The organism is Sorangium sp. So ce375 (assembly GCF_051473855.1).
Taxonomy (GTDB): domain Bacteria; phylum Myxococcota_A; class Polyangia; order Polyangiales; family Polyangiaceae; genus Sorangium.
The window spans coordinates 8,304,804-8,319,369 of sequence record NZ_CP150335.1 but is presented as its reverse complement, the minus strand read 5'-3'; the positions used below and the strand labels follow the sequence as shown (position 1 = coordinate 8,319,369).

General features: G+C 74.0%; 12 protein-coding genes and 1 riboswitch. Of the genes, 8 read left to right on the top strand and 4 right to left on the bottom strand.

The features are described from left to right. Window positions 1–300: 300 nt before the first annotated feature. The gene (locus WME90_RS30790; protein WP_437275597.1) at window positions 301–2,376 is read left to right on the top strand and encodes a protein kinase domain-containing protein; all 2,076 of its coding nucleotides are present in this window, start codon (window positions 301–303) and stop codon (window positions 2,374–2,376) included. A gap of 67 nt (window positions 2,377–2,443) precedes the next feature. On the opposite strand, the gene WME90_RS30785 is transcribed toward WME90_RS30790, so the two are convergent. Beyond that, window positions 2,444–3,553: a THUMP domain-containing class I SAM-dependent RNA methyltransferase gene (locus WME90_RS30785; protein ID WP_437275596.1), complete on the bottom strand. Its 1,110-nt coding sequence runs from the start codon at window positions 3,551–3,553 to the stop codon at window positions 2,444–2,446. A 331-nt stretch (window positions 3,554–3,884) separates the two neighbouring features. On the opposite strand from WME90_RS30785, the gene WME90_RS30780 reads away from it, so the two are divergent. From WME90_RS30780 to WME90_RS30750, 7 genes are all read left to right on the top strand, one after another. Further along, window positions 3,885–4,214, top strand: a complete 330-nt coding sequence (locus WME90_RS30780) for an SPW repeat domain-containing protein (protein WP_437275595.1) — start codon at window positions 3,885–3,887, stop codon at window positions 4,212–4,214. Window positions 4,215–4,303: 89 nt separating this feature from the next. Then, entirely contained in the window at window positions 4,304–5,041 is a 738-nt protein-coding gene (locus WME90_RS30775) for a pyridoxine 5'-phosphate synthase (protein WP_437275594.1), read from the top strand. 52 nt (window positions 5,042–5,093) lie between these two features. Next, window positions 5,094–5,159: riboswitch (guanidine-III (ykkC-III) riboswitch) on the top strand. A gap of 21 nt (window positions 5,160–5,180) precedes the next feature. Further along, the gene (gene sugE, locus WME90_RS30770; protein WP_437275593.1) at window positions 5,181–5,498 is read left to right on the top strand and encodes a quaternary ammonium compound efflux SMR transporter SugE; all 318 of its coding nucleotides are present in this window, start codon (window positions 5,181–5,183) and stop codon (window positions 5,496–5,498) included. Between the two features lie 54 nt (window positions 5,499–5,552). Next, window positions 5,553–6,578: a dipeptidase gene (locus WME90_RS30765; protein WP_437275592.1), complete on the top strand. Its 1,026-nt coding sequence runs from the start codon at window positions 5,553–5,555 to the stop codon at window positions 6,576–6,578. 80 nt (window positions 6,579–6,658) lie between these two features. Continuing rightward, entirely contained in the window at window positions 6,659–7,423 is a 765-nt protein-coding gene (locus WME90_RS30760; protein WP_437275591.1) for a class I SAM-dependent methyltransferase, read from the top strand. Between the two features lie 46 nt (window positions 7,424–7,469). After that, window positions 7,470–8,720 carry an NAD(P)/FAD-dependent oxidoreductase gene (locus WME90_RS30755; RefSeq protein WP_437275590.1) on the top strand — a complete coding sequence of 417 codons (1,251 nt, stop codon included), beginning with the start codon at window positions 7,470–7,472 and terminating at the stop codon, window positions 8,718–8,720. A gap of 90 nt (window positions 8,721–8,810) precedes the next feature. Then, the gene (locus WME90_RS30750; protein ID WP_437275589.1) at window positions 8,811–10,574 is read left to right on the top strand and encodes a serine/threonine protein kinase; all 1,764 of its coding nucleotides are present in this window, start codon (window positions 8,811–8,813) and stop codon (window positions 10,572–10,574) included. Between the two features lie 31 nt (window positions 10,575–10,605). Here the strand turns inward: WME90_RS30750 and WME90_RS30745 are convergent, their stop codons facing one another. Genes WME90_RS30745 through WME90_RS30735 form a run of 3 tightly spaced genes read right to left on the bottom strand, consistent with a single transcriptional unit; the run spans window position 10,606 to window position 14,521 of the window. Beyond that, window positions 10,606–11,499, bottom strand: coding sequence for a hypothetical protein (locus WME90_RS30745; RefSeq protein WP_437275588.1), 894 nt, complete (start codon window positions 11,497–11,499; stop codon window positions 10,606–10,608). After that, window positions 11,496–12,380 (bottom strand): hypothetical protein, encoded by an 885-nt coding sequence (locus tag WME90_RS30740; protein WP_437275587.1) that lies wholly within the window; start codon window positions 12,378–12,380, stop codon window positions 11,496–11,498. Before WME90_RS30740 ends, WME90_RS30745 begins: the two co-directional genes overlap by 4 nt. Before the next feature lie 8 nt (window positions 12,381–12,388). Continuing rightward, on the bottom strand, window positions 12,389–14,521 hold the full coding sequence (locus WME90_RS30735) for a TonB-dependent receptor (protein ID WP_437275586.1): 2,133 nt from the start codon (window positions 14,519–14,521) through the stop codon (window positions 12,389–12,391). Between the last annotated feature and the right edge of the window lie 45 nt (window positions 14,522–14,566).

Genomic DNA, 14,566 nt, shown 5'->3' with positions numbered 1-14,566 from the left:
CCGCCTCCGGGGTGACGGCGGTCGGGAGCGGTGCTCGGGACGGTCGTTGGCGCGCCGTCGTGGGCGCGCGGCGCCCCGGGAGGCCGTCGTCGGGGGCCGACAAGTCGTCGGCTGTCGAGTTCTTTGGTATGGTCGCCGCGTGCACTCTCCCTCGCATCGGACGCGCGGGTCGCGCGGGCGCGTGGACAGCCCTGGGCGCTGCGCTCTCCTGCGCGAGGGGCACGGCCGCCTGGAAGCGGGCGAGCGGCGCGGCCGCCCGGGAGCGGGCGAGCGGGGCAGACATCGGCAGGTGCCTTTCGCATGAGGCATGAGGCGCTCCTCGGCCGCAAGGTGGCCGGGCGGTTCACGATCACCCGCTTCCTCGGCGAGGGCGGCATGGCCAGCGTCTTCATCGCCGAGCGCGACGCCGAGCCCCGCCGGGTGGCGATCAAGATCATGAACCCGGAGTTCACCGCGGACCGCGCGTTCATCCGTCGCTTCCAGCGCGAGGCGAAGGCCGCGGCGCGGGTGAAGCACCCGAACTCCGTCAAGATCTTCGAGTACGGGGTCGAGGGCGCCCTCAGCTACATCGTGATGGAGCTGCTCTCGGGGGACGACCTCTACGCCTTGCTCGAGCGCCACGGCGCGGTCGGTCAGGCGAGGGCGGTCCGCATCCTCTCGGAGGTGTGCGAGGCGCTCGCGGTCGCCCACGAGATGGGCGTCGTTCACCGCGATCTGAAGCCCGAGAACATCATGGTGGTCCCCGACCCCATGCACCCTCACGGCGAGCGGGTGAAGGTGCTCGACTTCGGGATCGCCAAGATCCTCGATACGGGCTCGTCCGGCGACGAGCCCGAGATCTTCGCCGACCCGCTGTCCGTCGTCACGCGCGCGGGGACGTTCGTCGGCACGCCGGCCTACATGTCTCCGGAGCAGTGCGGGCTGCTGCCGGTGGATCAGCGGGCCGACCTGTACACCTGCGGCGTCCTGCTGTTCCAGCTCGTCACGGGGCGGCTGCCGTTCGAGGGCGAGACGCCGCTCCACACGGCGACGCTGCACATCCATGCGCCGGTGCCGGCGCCGAGCAGCTGCGCGCCGGGGATCCACCCTCGCCTCGAGGCGCTGATCGTGAGGGCGCTCGCCAAGCAGCCGGAGGACAGGTACCAGACGGCGCGCGAGCTCGGGTACACGCTGCACTGCCTGCTCGCCGAGCTGCCCGACACGGCCGTGGGGCTCGGGCCGATCTCGCGCCGGCAGCCGAGCTCGCTGTTCTCTCGGGATGCGTCGCTGCGGGGGCCGATGTCGCTCCCGCCGTTGACGTCGCTGCCGAGCTCGACGTCGGGGCCGATCTCCGGCCTGGGGCCGAAGGCAGAGCTCTCGATCGAGTCGGCCCGGACGCTCGTCTCCGGGAGGGCCGGCGCCGACGCAGGCCCTCCGCCGCCGGTGCTGCTCCACGCGCCTCCCTCGGAGCTCCCGCAGACGCTCGACCCGCAGCGGGTGGCTCCGGCGGCGGGTGTCGAGCCGCAGCGCTGGGCCGGGGAGTCGGTGCCGGAGATCTCGCTGCAGCTGCCGTCCTGGTCGCATGGCCCCAGCGAGGCGCTGCTCTCGGGGAACGGCCTGGCCGAGCCGGGCTCGGAGGACGACGCGGGCGAGGACAGCACGCTCACCATGGTCCGCCGCGACGAGCTCCTCGCCCCGGCGAGGGTGCGGGTCCACACGTCGGCCTATGACGAGGGGGACGAGCTGGACATCACGCCTCCTGGCCGCGAGGTGAAGGCGACGCTCCGCTCCGCCGAGGATTTCGGGCTCGGCACGCCGGCGAAGCGGGCCGAGGTCGGCCTTGTGCGCGTCGACTCCGCCCCGGTCCCGCCGACGCCGCAGAGCCCGCTGCTCGACGGGGGCGCCGCGGCGGTGTGGGAGAGGCCGCCGCGCGTCGCCAACACGCTCCGGCTTGTCTCGTCCCACCCCCCGGCCGAGAGCCAGATGCCGACGGTGACGCCCGGCGAGCTCCAGGCGGCGAGCCCGCAGGGGTTCGGGGCGATGGGGTCCGGCTCGGCGAGCGCAGAGGTCGCCGCGGGCTCCGCGGCTGCGGTACGGAGGACGCCTTCCATGGCGGACGGTGCGTCGCCGGCGGCCCCGGCGGCGCCGTTGCCGTCGGTCCCGGCGGCGTCGCCGTTCGAGCTCGCCACGACCGTCGCAGAGCAGCGCAGCGCGCTGGAGCGCCGCGCGACGATCCCCGATCACGTCGTGGGACCGCAGGCGCCGCCTGCGCCTGCGCCTGCGCAAGCGAGGGAGCCGAGCTGGCTCGCCGGAAAGCGGGGGCTCATCATCGGCTTCGTCGCCGGGATGCTCCTTACGGCGCTGGCCATGGTCGTCCTGATGCGCCTGCTCTCCTGACGCGCCTCGCCGGCGCGCGCGACGCACGCCGCGCCGGCGACGCGCGCGCGTCGCCGCGGCGGGCCGCTCAGGGGATGTCGTAGGTGAGCAGCCGGCACTCGATCGGGCCGTTGAACACGGCGAGCGATCGCTCCGGCCTCCGGCGCATGGCGTGCTCGATGTCCTCGGTGCCGGCGAGGATGGCGACGCGGTGGCCCGCGAGCCGCGACAGCGCGGCCGCCATGTCGCGGTAGAGGGCCAGCGTCCCCGGGAGGCGCTCGCCGTACGGCGGGTTGGTCAGGACGTGGCCCGGCGGCGCGGTCGGGGCGAGCGCGGTGATGGGCTGACAGCGGACCTCGATCTGCACGCCGGCCATCCGGGCGTTGCCCCGGGTGATCTCGGCGGCGCGCGGGTCGATGTCGGCCGCGACGATCGCGGGGCCCTCGGGCCGGATGCGCGCGCGCGCGGCGTCGCGGAGCGCGGCCGTGCGCTGCGCGGCGGCCTGATCGTGGCAGGCCCACCGCTCGAAGCCGAAGCGCTGCGCGCGCAGGCCGGGGGCGATGTCCCGCGCCCAGAGCGCCGCCTCGAGGGCGATCGTGCCGGCGCCGCACATCGGGTCCACGAACGGGCGGGCGCGGTCCCAGCCGGAGAGGCGGAGCAGCGCCGCGGCGAGCGTCTCCTTGAGCGGCGCGCCGCCGATGTGCGTGCGGTAGCCGCGGCGGTGCAGCGCGGCGCCGCCGAGATCGGCGTAAAGCGTCGCGCGGTCGCGGACGAGGTGGAGGAAGAGGGCGAGGTCCGGGTCGTCCAGGTCGACCGACGGGCGGGCGCCGACGCGGCGCCGGATCTGGTCGACGATGGCGTCCTTGGTCCGCTGGGCGATGAACTGGGTGTGCGTCAGCGCGCTCGAGCGGCAGGAGGCGCGGACGGCGAGCGTGTGGACCGGGCTCAGGTAAGGGGCCCAGTCGACGCGCGAGACGCCGTCGTAGAGCGCGTCCCCGCTGGGCGCGTCGAAGGAGGCGAGCTCGACGAGCACGCGCACGGCGGTGCGGAGCTCGATGCACGCGCGGAAGCCCTCGTCGGGCGGGCCGGAGAAGTGGACGCCGCCGCGATCGGCGCGGACGCCGCGGAACCGGTGCTCTCGGAGCTCGTCGCGGAGGGCGGGTTCGGTGCCTTTGGCGGCGGTCGCGAAGAAGTCCATGGCGACGGGGCTTGTAGCCGAACCGCAGCGCGGCGGCCCTCACGAACGCGGCCTGCGGCCGCGCGGCCGCTCCGGGGCGAGGCGCGTCCGTGGCACTGGATTCGCACGGCGCTGGGGGAGCTCTCGGGTGTGTGGACCGGGCGCAGGGACGCCGGCGCTCGGCAGGTGGGGTGAGCGGGCTCGGCGCTCGGCGATCGAGCGGTCGACGTGCCGCTCGGGGCGTGGAGCCTGGCCCGAGGTCGAGGCGAGCGGGCAGAGCGAGGGAGCGAGAGCGTCGCGCGGCGAGGCGTCAGCGCGGCGATTCGTGAGGAGAAAGCCAATGGAGCATCGGATGGCGGCTTTGCGTGGCATCAACATCGCGCTCGGGATCTGGTTGTTCCTCTCGGCGTTCCTCTGGCGCCACGGCCGGGAGGACTTCACGAACACCTGGGTGGTAGGCGCGCTGTGCGTCCTCTTCGCCCTGATCGCGCTCTGGGCGCCCAGGGCGCGTTACGCCACCGCGATCCTGGCGGTCTGGCTCTTCGTCAGCGCCTGGACGATACCGGCGCTGCTGATGGCGACGGTGTGGAACAACGCGCTCGTCGCCGTCGCCATCCTCGTCGTGTCGCTCCTTGCGACCGATGTCGCGGTGCGGGCCTCGCGGTCCACGCCGCGCGTGTAGGCCTCGCGGCCGCGCGTGTAGGCCTCGCGGCGTCGATCGTGTATAGCGGCGCCGCCAGCGCCGCGCACGAGCCGGCGAGAGGATGCCCCATGAAGCTCAGCGTCAATGTGAACAAGATCGCGCTCCTGCGAAACTCGCGGGGACACGACGCCCCGAACGTCCTCTCCTTCGCCCGGAAGATCGTGGACTACGGGGCCCACGGCATCACGATCCATCCGAGGGCGGACCGGCGGCACATCACACCCGACGACGCGCGGGCGGTGACTCGCCACATCACCACGGTGGAGACGAACTTCGAGGGTGACCTCCGCGAGGAGTTCCTCGACCTCACGCTCGAGCTCAGGCCGACGCAGTGCACGCTGGTCCCGGTCACGCCGGGTGAGCTCACCTCGCACCGCGGCTGGGACGTCGCGAAATGGCGCTTCGTCCTCCAGCCGGTGGTGAAGCGGCTCAAGGAGGAGGGGATACGGACAAGCCTCTTCGTCGAGGCGGATCCGGCGGTGGTGCCTTTGGTCGCGGAGATGGGGGCAGATCGCATCGAGATCTACACTGGTCCTTACGCGGAGGCGTTCGATCGCGGCGATCACCGCGCGGAGCTCGACAAGATCGTCGCCACCGTGAGGGCGGCCGTGGCGGCCGGGGTCGGGATCAACGCGGGGCACGACCTCACCGTGGAGAACCTCGCGCCGCTCGTCCGCGAGGCGCCGCAGATTCAGGAGGTGTCGATTGGGCACCACCTCGTGGGGCACGCGCTCGAGGTCGGGATGAAGCAGTCCGTGCTCGACTACCTCGCAGCGGTCGAGGGGCGCCGCGCGCCGGCGCAATAGCGGCGCCGATCTTCCCGCGCGTTGCGCAGGCCGCCACCCCTGCTAGGTTCCCCGCGGCGCCTCGCGAAGGCGTCCCGGACGAGACGCGCCGTACCCGGTCAGGATAAGACGACGCAGCCGCATTACGAGGAGAGTCGTCATGTCCTGGCTGGCGTTGCTCCTGGCAGGTCTGCTCGAGGTCTGCTGGGCCATCGGTCTCAAGTACACACAGGGGTTCACTCGCCCGCTGCCCACCGCGCTCACGATCGGCGCGATCGTCGCGAGCCTGCTCCTCCTCGAGTCCGCCTCGCGGACGTTGCCCATGGGCACGGCGTACGCCGTCTGGGTCGGCATCGGCGCGTTCGGGGCGGCGATCGCGGGCATCGTCCTGTTCGGCGAGCCTGCCACGGCCGCGAGGCTCGGCTTCCTCGCGCTGCTCGTTGTGTCCATCATAGGCCTCAAGGTGGCCAGCCCCTGAGCCGCCGTCGCCCGGCGCGCGACCGGCCGCCTCGGGTCGACTAGCCTTCCTTCCATGCACGGAACCCCGGAAGCCCGCGCCCTGCACGCGCAGTTCCCCGCCATCGATCTCCACGCCGACAGCCTCATGTGGGCGCGCTGGGTCGGCTACGATCTGCAGCAGCGCCACGAGCCGCCGCTGCCGCTCGCGGCCCTCGGCGGGCACGTCGACGTCCCCCGGCTCCGCGAGGGCGGCGTCGGCGCGCAGTTCTTCGGCCTGGTCTCGCTGCCCATCGGACAGCGGCGCGGGCTCGCCGCCGTCGTCGAGGAGCAGATCGATCTCCTGGAGCAGGCCGTCCGCGCGCAGCCCGACCGCCTCGTGAAGGCGCTCACGGCCGAGGACATCGAGGCGGCGCGGGCCCGCGGCGCCGTCGCGGCGCTGCTCGGCGTCGAGGGCGCGCACGCGCTCGAAGGCGACCTCGACACCCTCGCTCGCTTCGCGCGGCGCGGCGTGCGCTACCTCGGGCTCTGCCACTTCAGCGCCAACGAGGCGTGTTACCCCGCCTTCGGCCGCGGCCGCAGCGACGGTCGAGGCCTCACCGCGTTCGGCCGCGAGGTCGTGCGCTGCGCCGAGGACCTCGGCGTCATCGTCGATCTCGCGCACATCAACCGGGCTGGCTTCCTCGATGCGTGCGCGATCGCCCGCCGCCCACCCGTGGTCAGCCACACCGGTATCGCCGGCGCGTTCGACCACTGGCGCAACATCGATGACGAGCAGCTCCGCGCCCTCGCCGACCGCGGCGGGTGCGCCGGGATCATCTTTTGCCCGCTCTATCTCGGCGGTAACGGGCTCGCGCCCGTCGTCAAGCACCTCGTCCACATCATCAACGTTGCCGGCGAGGACACCCCGGCGCTCGGATCCGATTGGGACGGTTTCATCATTCCCACACGTGATCTGCGCGATGCGGCCCATCTTCCGCTCTTGACGGATGCGCTGCTGCGAGCTGGCTTGAGCGAGCGTGTGATCGCCAAGGTGCTTCGGGAGAACGTGATGCGCATTTTGAGAGACAACCCGCTTCCAACACGGCCCGCGGTTGCGTAGCCTCTCTCGATGGACCGTCGGGGTGGGTGGTCCCTCCGGCGCTGCTCGAGATCCTCCTTAACGCGGAGCGGACGCAGGCCATGACTCTCCATCGCCTCGCTGCACAGGGCTACGCGACTGCAGCGGATGCTTACGAGAAGGGGCGCCCCGATTATCCGCGCGCCGCGATCGAGCTCCTGCGCGACACGCTCCGCGTCGACGCCGCGAGCACGGTGCTCGATCTCGGCGCCGGGACCGGCAAGCTCACGCGCCTCCTGGCGCCCACGGGCGCCCGGCTGCTCGCGCTCGAGCCGGTCGAGGGGATGCGCCGCAAGCTGAGCCAGATGGTCCCGTCCGCCGTCCTGCTCGATGGGGTCGCCGAGGCCATCCCCCTGCCCGAGAGCTCGGTCGACGCCGCGGTGGCCGCGCAGTCCTTCCACTGGTTTCACGGCGATCTCGCGCTCCCCGAGATCCACCGCGTGCTCCGGCCGAGAGGGCGCCTCTCCCTGCTCTTCAACCTGCGCGACGAGCGCGTCGACTGGGTCGCCCGCATCTCGCACATCCTCGATCGCCACGGCCGGGACGCTCCGATACACAGGTTGGGCGCGTGGCGCCGGTCGTTCTCCGACTCACGCCTCTTCGCGCCGCTCGGAGAGCACGAGTTCACCCACACGCAGGAGCTCGATCTCGAGGGGCTCCTCGAGCGCGTCGCGTCGATCAGCTACATCTCGGCGCTCCCCCTGAAGGAGCGGTACGAGGTCCTGAACGAGGTCCGCGAGCTGGCCGCGACCCACCCGGATCTCGCGGGGAAGAGCGCGTATCTCTTCCCGTATCGGACGCTGGTGCCCCTGTACGAGCGGCGGTGAGCGTCCGTGGGCCCGCCGACGCAGGCGCCGTGCTAGAGGGCGCCGCATGTCGGCGCACGAGGTCGTGATCGTCGGGGGCGGGCCGGCGGGCGTGAGCACGGCGCTCTTCCTCGCCCACCATCGCCCGGACCTCGCCGACAGGATCGTGGTGCTCGAAAAGGAGCGCTATCCGCGGGACAAGTGCTGCGCGGGCGGCCTCGGAGAGCGAGCGGACAGGGCGCTGTCGGCGATCGGGGTGACCGTCGACGTGCCCTCGGTCGTGGTGCACGGCATCAGCGCGGCGTTCCAGACCGGCGAGATCGCGCTCCGCGAGGGGAACATCGGCCGCGTCGTCCGGCGCGTCGAGTTCGATCGCGCCCTGGCGCTCGCCGCGCGGGCGCGGGGCGTCCGGATCGTGGAGGGGGCGCGGGTGACCGGCGCGTCGCTGGGCGAGCGCGGCGCCCGCGTCGAGAGCTCGGCCGGGGTCTTCGAGGGCCGCGTCGTCGTCGGCGCGGACGGCGTCGGCAGCGTCGTTCGCCGCGTGATGGGGCTGCCGTTCGGCAGGCTGCGCGCGCAGGCCGTCGAGGTCGACACCGAGCCCGTCGCGGCGGACCGGGCGCGCGATCTCCTGCACTTCGAGATGCGGGACCGCTCGTTCGCCGGCTATCTGTGGGACTTCCCCACGATCGTCGGCGGGCGCGAGCTGGTCTGCCGGGGGGCGTACGTGCTGCACGAGGGCGCGCTCGGCGCAGCGCGCCCCGCGCCCGACGCCGAGCGCGTCCTCCGGAGCAGGCTCGAGGCGCTCGGGCTCGACCCGGACCGCTACCGAAGAAAGCGCTTCGCCGAGCGAGGCCTCGACCGGAGGGCCACGATCGCGCGGCCCGCGGCCCTGCTCGTCGGCGAGGCCGCGGGCATCGATCCGATGCTGGGGGAGGGGATCGCCCAGGCGATCGCGTACGGGGCCCTCGCGGGCGAGTACCTCGCCGAGAAGCTCGAGGCCCGCGATCTCGGGTTCCACGACTGGGGCCGGCGCGTCGAGCGATCGCTGCTGGGCCTCGACCTGCGGTTCCGGCGCCGGGTGATGCGCGCGTTCTACGGCGCGCCGCGGGAGCGCGTCGAGCGTTACCTCCTCGGCGAGCCTTCGTTCCTGCGCTTCGGCATCCGGCACTTCGCCGGCAGATCCCAGCCGGCGGGCGACGCGCTCCGCGCGGCGGCGACGGGCGCGCTGGTCGCGGGCCGGATCGGGATCGAGCGGCTCGTCGCGTCGCTCCCGCCGCGCGCGCACGGCGCAGGCAGCGTCGACGGAGCGCGTCGCTAGCGAAGCGCGACGTGCGCCGTGCGCGCCTCGCGTGCCGCGCGCGAAGCGCACGAAGCGCGCGTGAGCCCCGCCACCCCCCCGACGATCGCCATGCTAGCATCGCTCGCCATGGTCGCGCCGTTCCAGCCGGCGGTCGGGACGCTCTTCGGGGAGTTCCGGATCGTTCGGCCTCTCAGCGCAGGGGGCATGGGCGCCGTGTACGTCGCCGAGCAGGCGAGCACCGGCAAGCTGCGGGCCCTCAAGCTCATGCACCCCCAGCTCTGCGCGGACGCCCGGCTGCGCGAGCGCTTCGAGCAGGAGGCGCGCGTCGGGGCGCTGGTGGAGAGCGATCACGTCGTGCAGGTGATCGGCGCCGGCGTGGACGCGGCGAGCGGCGTGCCCTGGCTGGCGATGGAGCTGCTCGAGGGGGAGGACCTCTCGCAGCGCATGAGGCGCAGCGGGCTGCTCCCGGCGAAGGACGTACACGAGATCTTCCGGCAGCTCTGCCACGCGCTCGGCGCCGCCCACAGGGCGGGCGTGATCCACCGGGACATGAAGCCGCAGAACGTGTTCCTCGCGAAGACGCGCAGCGCGACGGCGCCCTGGTCGGTCAAGGTCCTCGACTTCGGCATCGCGAAGATCGCCGCGGAGGCGAGCACCATGGCGACCGCGTCGCTCGGCACGCCCCTCTGGATGGCGCCCGAGCAGACCGACGCGCGCGGGCACATCACGCCGGCGACCGACGTGTGGGCGCTCGGGCTGATCGCGTTCGTGATGCTCACCGGGCGCATGTACTGGCGCGCGGCGAACGACCCGATGGGCACGGCGATGCCGGTGCTGCTCCGCGAGATCCTCTTCGAGCCGCTCGATCCGGCGTCGGTGCGCGCGACCGCGCTCGGGCGCGCCGGCTGCATCGTGCACCCGTTCGACGCCTGGTTCGCGCGCTGCCTCACGCGGGAGCCGTCGCAGCGGTTCCAGACGGCGCAGGAGGCCTTCGACGCGCTCGGCCCGGCGCTCTTCGTCGACCCGCGCAGCGTGCGCGCCGCCGGCGCCGCGATCTCGGTGGTGCCGCCCGGCGCCGCGGCGAGCACCGCCGCGGGGGCCGCCGCGCGCCTGTCGCTGAGCGGACCGACCGAGATGGCCTCGGACGCGCAGCGCCCGCCGTCGTCGCCCGCCGGCGCTCTATCGTCGGGCGCCTCCGCGCGCACGCCGGCATCACCCGCGCCCGTCATGGTGAGCAGCGCGCCTCCGGAGGCCCCTCGCAAGCCTGCGCGGTGGTGGCCGCTGCTCGTCGCGTGCGGCGTGCTCGGCGGCGTCGCGCTGGCGGCGGTCTCCTTCTACGCTGGCCGCGCGCAGCGCGAGGTCCGGATGGCGCAGCGCCTGCCAGCGCCGGCGCACCCGGAGGTGGTCAGCTCGGGCCGCGGCGACGAGGCGCGCCCGTCGGCGATGGAAGGCGCCGCGGGCGACGCGCACGACACGGCCAGCGCGGGCGACCGACAGCCGTCGCCCGCCCCTCGTCAGGCGCCGGTGCCCTTGCCGAGGGCGCCCCGCCCCTCGCGCGAAGACACGGCGCCGGCGGTGGCGGCGGCGCAGCCGAGCGCGGCGAGGCCGTTCGACTATGGCGCGGCCCACGCGGCGCTGCAGGCGAAGGGCGCTAGCGCGCGGTTCCACTGCAAGGGCAAGACGGGGCCGAAGGCGGTGACGGCGCGGGTGTTCTTCAACCCCGCGGGCGCCGTGCAGCGCATCGCGATCGAGCCGCAGGTCGCGATGACCCCGGCCGGGGGCTGCGTGCAGATGCTGCTCGGCTCCGCGCGGGTGCCAGCGTTCGACGGGAGCGAGCTCAAGGACGTGACGACGGCGGTCGCGATCGAGTGATCGCCGCAGGCGAGCGCGCGGCCGGCTCCCGTCACAGGTCTTCGGAGACGCACTCTCCCTCGCCGCGGAAGTGCCCGAGCGTGCGCGAGAGCGCCGCGACGAACGCCCCGAGATCATTGATGTTTCCGGCGCTTCCCGTCCCGTAGGTGCCCTCCTCGATCGCGACGAGGCGCACGGCGGCGAGCTCCTCCAGGGTGACCGCGCCGTCGTCGTCGGCGTCCGCGGCGGCGATGGGCGCGAACCGGCGCGCGGCGGTCGCGGCCTGGAGGTCGTCGTAGAAGAAGTGGTCGCCGTGGATGGTGAGCTCCACGGCGTCGGTGCCGCCGTTCGTGACGAGGACGCCCTCGGTCTCCTTGCCGGCCTTCTCGCCCTTGCAGTCGGCGTAGCGCGTCGCGAGCGAGAAGGTCCAGTCGAGGCGCTTCTCGACGGCGCCGCCGTCGTCGCCGTCGTCGCCGTCGTCGCCGTCCGCCTTCCGCGCGATCGCCTCGATGTGGACCGACGCGCCCGCCGCGAGCATGAGCGCCTTGTCCTCCTCCGTCGCGCCGTCGAGCGCGGTGTCCGCGTCCACCGGGCCGATCTCGAAGGAGACGCGCTCCCAGGGCTTCGCCTCGAGGTCGTCGAAGGTCACCACCGGCTTCGCGCCGGCCTTCGTGTGGTCGAACAGGATCGAGCCCTGCATGCGCGCTCCGACGTTCCCCTCGCGATCGGCGACGGTCACGTTCCGGAGGACGAACAGGAACTTCTCGTAGTGGATGCTCCAGCCGTCCGCGAGATCGGCGGCCGGGATCTCCTGCTCGATGTACTCTTCTCCCCACGTCGAGAACGCCACGCTCCCGGCCCCGAGCTCCCCTTCGCCGCAGCCGGTGAGCGCCGCCGCGGCGAGCGCCGCCGCCCCCCACACTCTCTTCGTCGCTCTCATCTTCATTCCTTCTCCTCGGGGGAGCCGGGCGCGAACGAGAGCGCGTAGGCGGTCCCCTTCTTGAGGCCCCGCGTGAAGCCGCGCCGGGCCAGACCCTCGGGATCGAGCTCGACAGGCGCGCCGTCATCGCTCTCGGCGACACCCTCGAAGTCGACCTGATCGAGCCAGACCGTCGGCTTCACGACGAGCGTGACGACGCCGGGCCCGTCGAGGAAGGCCTCCTCGAAGACGCACCCCTCCACGGACGGCTCGCCGGTCGCGTCGTCGAGGACGTCGGAGGCCAGCGCGCGCGCGCGGAACACCCGCGCGAGCTCGCCCTTCTCGGCGCGGCCCTCGACGGCGACGACATGCCCGTCGAGCGCCGCGGCCAGCGGGCCCGAGGGCGGCGCGCCGAGCGTGAAGCGCGCGGATCGCACGACGCCGCTCACGGCGTCCGCGTCCGCGAGGGCCGTCGTGCCCTGCAGCAGGTCGACCGAGGTCGGCTGCGCCATCTGGCCCCTCGCCTCGCCGGCCTGGTAGTGGCCCGGGTGCGCGTGCGCCTCGGGCACGGCCCACCGGGCGAGCCGCTCGAGCAGCGAGGGGCCGCCGCCCGGCGCGGCCCGCCGCGCCGTGAACGGGGCGCCTTCGAAGTAGTGGAGCGACCCGATCGACAGGTGCGCCTTCGACAGCGTGATGGTCCAGCCGAGCGCGTTCGTGAACGGCTCGACCGACGGCGCGTCGGGGGCGATCTGCGTCGCGAGCGTCAGGCGTTTGCCGGAGGTCGCGCCGTCGCCTCCGGCGCCGCACCCGGCGGCGAGCGCGACCGCCGCGAGCGCCGCGGCGAGCCGCCCCGCCGCGGCGAGGGCGGCGCGCCGGCGGGATCGGGCCTGTGGGGTGGTGGGTGTCATCGAGGACCTCAGCCGATGTAGAGGGAGAGCGAGACGAGGAAGCTGCGCGGGGCGCCGACCGTGACGTGCCGCGCGGGCAGGAGGTCGGGCGCCGCGCCGCGGGTGAAGCTCGAGGGGTAGACGAACTCGCCGTCGAACCACGCCGCGTCGAGGAGGTTGTAGACGTCGAGCCCGAGCTCGACGTGGTGGTAGCGGACGTGCGCCGTCACGTCGGTGACGAGCGCGTCGTGGCCGAGCTCTCCGAACGGCAGGGGGCGGCCGTGGAGCAGCGTCGCGCCGGCGCCGGCGCGGGCCTCGACGCGCCGGCCGAAGAGCGCGCCGAGGCGCGGCGTCACCGCGAGATCCGCGCGCGCGACGATCTGCGGCACGAAGGGGAGGAGATCGCCCGCCGCGTAGCGCCCCCCGGAGGCGGTGAACGCGGCGCGGGTGTACGTCAGGCCGACGCTCGACACGAGCCACGGCGCCGGGTGCGCCACCGCGTCGAGGGCCACGCCGGTGCGGGCCGTGGCGGGCACGGGCTCGTTGCGGGCGGTCGCCTCGTCGAAGACGAGATCGTCGCTGAGGCGCGTGTGGAACAGCGCCGCCGACGCCCGCACGAGCTCGTCGGCGTAGCGGAGCCCGGCCTCGGCGGAGAGCACCCGCGTGAAGGGGGTCCGCTCGCCGTCGCCGAGGCTGCGCGCCTGGGGCGAGCGGAACCCCTGGCCCACGCTGGCGAGCGCGCGGAGCCCGGGGAGCAGCGCCACGTCGACCGTGCCCTTGCCGCCCACGTGGACGCCCTGCGCGCTGCGCGCCGCCGCGCCCTGGCCGACGTCGTCGACGACCTGGTAGGCGAGGCCATCGGCGCGCAGCCCGCCGCGCAGCGTGAGCCGCCGCGCCGGCCGGATCGAGGCGTCGAGGTATCCGGCGATGTCGGTCGCGCGGATCTTCGCGTCGACGAGCGTGGCGGTCGGCCTGCCGTCGACGGCCGCGAGGCGCCGCTGCGACTGCTCGATCCAGTCGGTGCGCGCGACGACGCCCGCCTCGAACGTGTCGCGATCGGAGAACAGGGGGAAGGCGAGCCGGTACGACGCGGTGGCGCCCGCCGTGATCGCCTCGTTGAGCTGCTGGGTGGCGTCGCCGTTCGTGGGATCCGTGAGGTACCCGGTGAAGTTCGAGCGCAGCCGGAGCGCGCGCAGCACGACGAACGGCGTCAGCGAGAGGCCCTCGCCGCGGGCGGCGCCGTCGCCCGAGCCGCGCAGATCGACGACCAGCTGCGCGCGCGACGAGTCGCCGCCCTGATCGGGATCGTACGAGGCGAAGCGGTCGACCTTGCCCGACTCGATGTCGCAGAGGCGCAGGACGCCGGCGGAGCCGCAGCGGGAGGCGAACGCCGACGCCATCACCCGCGCGGAGACGCCGGCGAGCGGCCGGTAGACGGCCTGCGCGACGAGCGACGTCCGGCCGGCGGCGCGGGCGGGCCCGAAGCCGTCGGTCCCGTACGCCTCGAAGGCGGCGAACGTCTCCTCGTCCGCGCCCTCGGGGTGGTAGGCGAGGAAGAGCCGGCGTGCGCCGAAGGCGCCCGCGGAGGCGGTCGCGGTGATCCCCGGCTCTCCATAGGCGAGCTCGAAGCGCATCGTCCCGGCGACCGCGAAGTCGCCCTGACGCGGGTCGTACGACCCCGGCTGCGCCCGGAGCTCGCCGATCACCTCCGGCATCACGAAGTGGAGGTCGGTATAGCCCTGGCCGTGGACGTTGGAGACCTCGTTGACCGGCGCGCCGGCGACCCAGACCTCCAGGTCCTGCCCATGGACCGCGTCGAAGCCGCGGAAGAAGATCTGGTGCGCCTTGCACTCGCCGCTGTGCTGGGAGGTGAACACGCCCGGCACGAGCTGCATCACGTCGCTCGCCGTCCGGTGAGGCGCCGCCCGGATCTCCGCCTGTCCGCGCACCGACTCCGAGGCGCTGCGCGGCGGCGGCGCCCCCCGCACCACGACCGTGACGGGCGCCGCGCCGGAGGCGGGCGCAGCGGCGTTGGCGCCGCCCTCGGCCGAGGTTGCCGCTTCGGCGGCGGGCGGAGGCGCCGCGCCTTCGCCGGCGCGCGCCGGCGCGGCGCACGCGATGAGAAGAAGCGCCGTGAGCGCCGTGGGCAGGGGACGGACCACAGGGGCCGGTCAGTAGCACGACTTTGTTGATTCGTGTTACGAAGA

Excerpts from the sequence above, each read along its gene's own strand:
- WME90_RS30790 (WP_437275597.1), top strand. The coding sequence starts at position 301 with ATGAGGCATGAGGCGCTCCTCGGCCGCAAGGTGGCCGGGCGGTTCACG.
- WME90_RS30785 (WP_437275596.1), bottom strand. The coding sequence starts at position 3,553 with ATGGACTTCTTCGCGACCGCCGCCAAAGGCACCGAACCCGCCCTCCGC.
- WME90_RS30780 (WP_437275595.1), top strand. The coding sequence starts at position 3,885 with ATGGCGGCTTTGCGTGGCATCAACATCGCGCTCGGGATCTGGTTGTTC.
- WME90_RS30775 (WP_437275594.1), top strand. The coding sequence starts at position 4,304 with ATGAAGCTCAGCGTCAATGTGAACAAGATCGCGCTCCTGCGAAACTCG.
- sugE (WP_437275593.1), top strand. The coding sequence starts at position 5,181 with ATGTCCTGGCTGGCGTTGCTCCTGGCAGGTCTGCTCGAGGTCTGCTGG.
- WME90_RS30765 (WP_437275592.1), top strand. The coding sequence starts at position 5,553 with ATGCACGGAACCCCGGAAGCCCGCGCCCTGCACGCGCAGTTCCCCGCC.
- WME90_RS30760 (WP_437275591.1), top strand. The coding sequence starts at position 6,659 with ATGACTCTCCATCGCCTCGCTGCACAGGGCTACGCGACTGCAGCGGAT.
- WME90_RS30755 (WP_437275590.1), top strand. The coding sequence starts at position 7,470 with ATGTCGGCGCACGAGGTCGTGATCGTCGGGGGCGGGCCGGCGGGCGTG.
- WME90_RS30750 (WP_437275589.1), top strand. The coding sequence starts at position 8,811 with ATGCTAGCATCGCTCGCCATGGTCGCGCCGTTCCAGCCGGCGGTCGGG.
- WME90_RS30745 (WP_437275588.1), bottom strand. The coding sequence starts at position 11,499 with ATGAAGATGAGAGCGACGAAGAGAGTGTGGGGGGCGGCGGCGCTCGCC.
- WME90_RS30740 (WP_437275587.1), bottom strand. The coding sequence starts at position 12,380 with ATGACACCCACCACCCCACAGGCCCGATCCCGCCGGCGCGCCGCCCTC.